Source organism: Gemella bergeri ATCC 700627 (assembly GCF_000469465.1).
In the GTDB taxonomy this organism is placed as follows: domain Bacteria; phylum Bacillota; class Bacilli; order Staphylococcales; family Gemellaceae; genus Gemella; species Gemella bergeri.
Genome location: NZ_KI271859.1, coordinates 1 through 3,294, shown reverse-complemented (window position 1 = coordinate 3,294; position 3,294 = coordinate 1). Strand labels below are relative to the sequence as shown.

Genomic DNA, 3,294 nt, shown 5'->3' with positions numbered 1-3,294 from the left:
ATTTGTCTTAATAAGTGTTGACAATCCAATAGTATTATCGTCAAAGTCAAAGTCCTTAACTGTCAAAGCTAACAGTTCTCCAAGCCTAAGTCCTCCCCAAAATAAAATTCTAAAAGCACAACTCGAATGTGGTTTATCTTCTATTGCTACTATAAATTTACTGAATTCTTCTGTAGTCCAAAACTCCACTTCTTCACTTTCTTCTTTTCCCATATTCCCTACAGTTCTTGCAGGATTTTTAGGTAGATTATAAAATCTACAAGCATGATTAAATATAGCACTTAATTGATTGTGTATTGTTTTGAGATAGGTCATGCTGTAGCTTCTATCTTCATCATCTCTCTCATCTAACAAAACATTCTGCCAAGCGGTTATCATTGCTGGAGTAATTTCATTCATTCTTTTCTCTTCAAAGAATGGCAAAATATGAAATGTAAAAATTTGATCCTTAGTTTTTACTGTATTTACCTTTAATCGCTTCTGGCAGTATTCTAAGTACAGTTTATAGAATTCATCAAATCTCATATCTAACTCATGAGATTCTCTCAACTTAAACTGGCTTTCCCAATTCTGTGCTTCTTTTTTAGTAGCAAATCCTCTTTTAGTTTTACTTTTTAATTTGCCACTCCAATCTTTATATTTAAAACTGGAATACCATGTATTTCTCTCTCTATCTCTATAAGCTGGCATTTCTACTTATTCCTTTCCATAAAATCTTTGTTCAAAATAGTCTTTATTGATTTTTCCTTGCAAAACATAAAAACCTTTTTCTTTCAGTTCTACATTTAAACTTCTTATGATTTCATAAGCCTTAGCTTGTGAAACCTGTAAAATGCTCTGAACATCTTTTACTGTTAGCATAGTTATTTGAGACAATTTGCCCTCCTTTCCATCAATTCTTGACTATATTTCCATCTCTTGACATTATAATAAATCAGTCGCCTTTATTTGTCAAGAGATTTTAATTGCTTTTTTCTTATTTTGTGTTATAATTTATTTATACTTAGAAAAGAATAGGAGGAATTCCTTTGTTTACATTAAAAGATATAACAAGTGATTTTTTACAATCTGCTATGTATATTGAGCATGAAGGTAAAGACAAAATAATCTTTGAATATCTACCTAATAACAAAATGGAGACACAAAAAAAGAGAGAAGTCTATTCAAACGATAGATTCTCCATCTTCCTTAATATTTTTAATTTTGATACCACTGATAACAGCGTTCTTCTAAAAAAGATACAGGACTTACTTTTTATCAAAACAGATTATGATGAAATAAATGAATTTGATCTATCTGAGACTGATTTTTCTATTTCAGACGATGTAGAAACCTTTATAACAAAATATCTTGATGATTATAAAGCTACTGTAAATTTATATCCTATCGCTTATATGCTCTATCCGGATATTTTCAAAATCCTCAGGTATTTGCTATGCAAAAACAATTTATACTCTGGTTACTATAAAGTTGATGTAGACTCTGCCATTGATTCTTATGTGGAATTACACAACTCTATTATTTTTCTTACTAACAATTTAGCTAAAATGAAAAAGGAAGTAATAGATATCTTCAACTTATTTGCTGAATATAAAATTAAGCTCCCTACATCAGAGATAGCTCTAATTTATCAAGCATATAATCAAGAAAATAAAAATGACTTGGTGTTCAACCAATTAAATCCTTTTGTAAGAACTAACACAGATGAAATATTTAGTTCTTGGGAAGATATAATAAAAACACTCCCAAATAAATTGGATGCCCCTTTGGAATTTCCTACCTGTGATAGTATTATTAGATTTTTACGACAAACAGTTCAAAGTCTAATACATGAAGAAATGAATCTTAGAAAATGTAAAAACTGCAATAGATATTTCTTAACCCGTTATTCAAGCCTTGCTGAGTATTGTTTAAGAAAAGTAGAAGGAACAAATGCAACTTGTCAAGAATATGCAAGCAAAAAAACATATAAGAAAAAACAAGCGGAAAATCCTTTATATCAGGTATTCACAACCTACTACAATCGAATCTATGGAAGAATAAGACGAGGTACATTGGATAAAGATTCAACCTTACTTGATGATATAAAAGTACTTCACCAAGAATTTGCTTCTAAATATGATAGTGCAAAAGATAAGGATTCAAAAGAAAAAATTATCAATTTATTTATATTGGAAGCAAACAAATTACTGAATTAGGAGGTATTAAATTTTATGAATAATGAAGTTATTATTTATAAAGATGGTGAGTTGGAGCTTCCTGTAGAAGTTACACCAGATAAAGAAACTGTTTGGTTAAGGGTCGAAGAAATGGCAGAACTTTTTGACAGGGATCGTTCTGTAATACAAAGACATATAAAAAACATATTTAAAGAAGATGAATTAGAGCAAAATTCAACTTGTGCAAAATTTGCACAAGTTCAAAATGAAGGCAACAGATCCGTAGAAAGAATTTTTGATTACTACAACCTCGATATGATTATATCCGTTGGCTATAGAGTAAAATCTCAAAGAGGCATTGCTTTTAGAAAATGGGCTACATCTATCTTAAAAGAATATATTGTTCAAGGGTATGCAGTTAATGACAAACGATTAAAAGTATTGAATAAGGTAATAGAAATCCAATCAAATATCATTGCTGATGTTCTTGAATTAGATTCTAAAGAAGTTTTTGACGTTATTCAAAAATATACTCAAGCACTTGAGTTGTTAGATGATTACGATCACCAAGTTGTTCAAAAGCCCAAACCAACTAAAAAAGAAAGCTATCAACTAAGCTATGACGAGTGTCGAAATCTAATTGATAGTATGACATTCAATAGTGCATCAACTATATTTGGAAAAGAAAAAAACAAGGGCGCATTAGACGGTATAATCGGCTCAGTTTATCAAACGGCATTTGGAGAAGATATATATCCATCCACTCAAGAAAAAGCGGCAAATCTTCTTTATTTCATAGTCAAAGACCATCCTTTTATTGATGGATGCAAAAGAATTGCTGCAAGTATTTTCCTATATTTTCTAAACAAAAATAATTTACTATTTAAAGATAAAGAAAAAATAATTTCTGACAGTACATTGGTAGCAATTACTTTGCTGTTAGCAGAATCAAAACCAGAAGAAAAAGAAATTATGATTAATGTAATTATGAATTTCTTAGAATGGTAGATTATATTTTCTTAAACCATTTATGTGAATATCAAAAAAGCCAGCAGAATTTACACTCTGTTGGCTTAATTATTTCCTCTTAAAAGTGGCTTACCACTTTTTTTCTTATGACGAATTGCAAATAAAA

The 3,294-nt window shown here is 29.7% G+C and carries 4 protein-coding genes; 2 read left to right on the top strand and 2 right to left on the bottom strand.

Annotation, left to right across the window (positions count from 1 at the left end; translation table 11 throughout):
- Together HMPREF1983_RS05725 and HMPREF1983_RS05720 are read right to left on the bottom strand one after the other, a co-directional pair.
- The coding region (locus HMPREF1983_RS05725; protein WP_021753352.1) for a site-specific integrase at positions 1-690 on the bottom strand (690 nt) is incomplete at its 3' end.
- Positions 691-696: 6 nt separating this feature from the next.
- Positions 697-876, bottom strand: coding sequence for a hypothetical protein (locus HMPREF1983_RS05720; protein WP_009529872.1), 180 nt, complete (start codon positions 874-876; stop codon positions 697-699).
- A 152-nt stretch (positions 877-1,028) separates the two neighbouring features.
- Between HMPREF1983_RS05720 and HMPREF1983_RS05715 the strand changes: the two genes are divergently transcribed.
- Together HMPREF1983_RS05715 and HMPREF1983_RS05710 are read left to right on the top strand one after the other, a co-directional pair.
- Positions 1,029-2,198, top strand: coding sequence for a DUF6076 domain-containing protein (locus HMPREF1983_RS05715; protein WP_021753350.1), 1,170 nt, complete (start codon positions 1,029-1,031; stop codon positions 2,196-2,198).
- Positions 2,199-2,213: 15 nt separating this feature from the next.
- Positions 2,214-3,167, top strand: a complete 954-nt coding sequence (locus HMPREF1983_RS05710; protein ID WP_021753349.1) for a virulence RhuM family protein/type II toxin-antitoxin system death-on-curing family toxin — start codon at positions 2,214-2,216, stop codon at positions 3,165-3,167.
- Positions 3,168-3,294: the final 127 nt, after the last annotated feature.

What these genes read in the sequence shown, in the direction of transcription:
- HMPREF1983_RS05710 (WP_021753349.1), top strand. Translation starts at nt 2,214, where the DNA reads ATGAATAATGAAGTTATTATTTATAAAGATGGTGAGTTGGAGCTTCCT.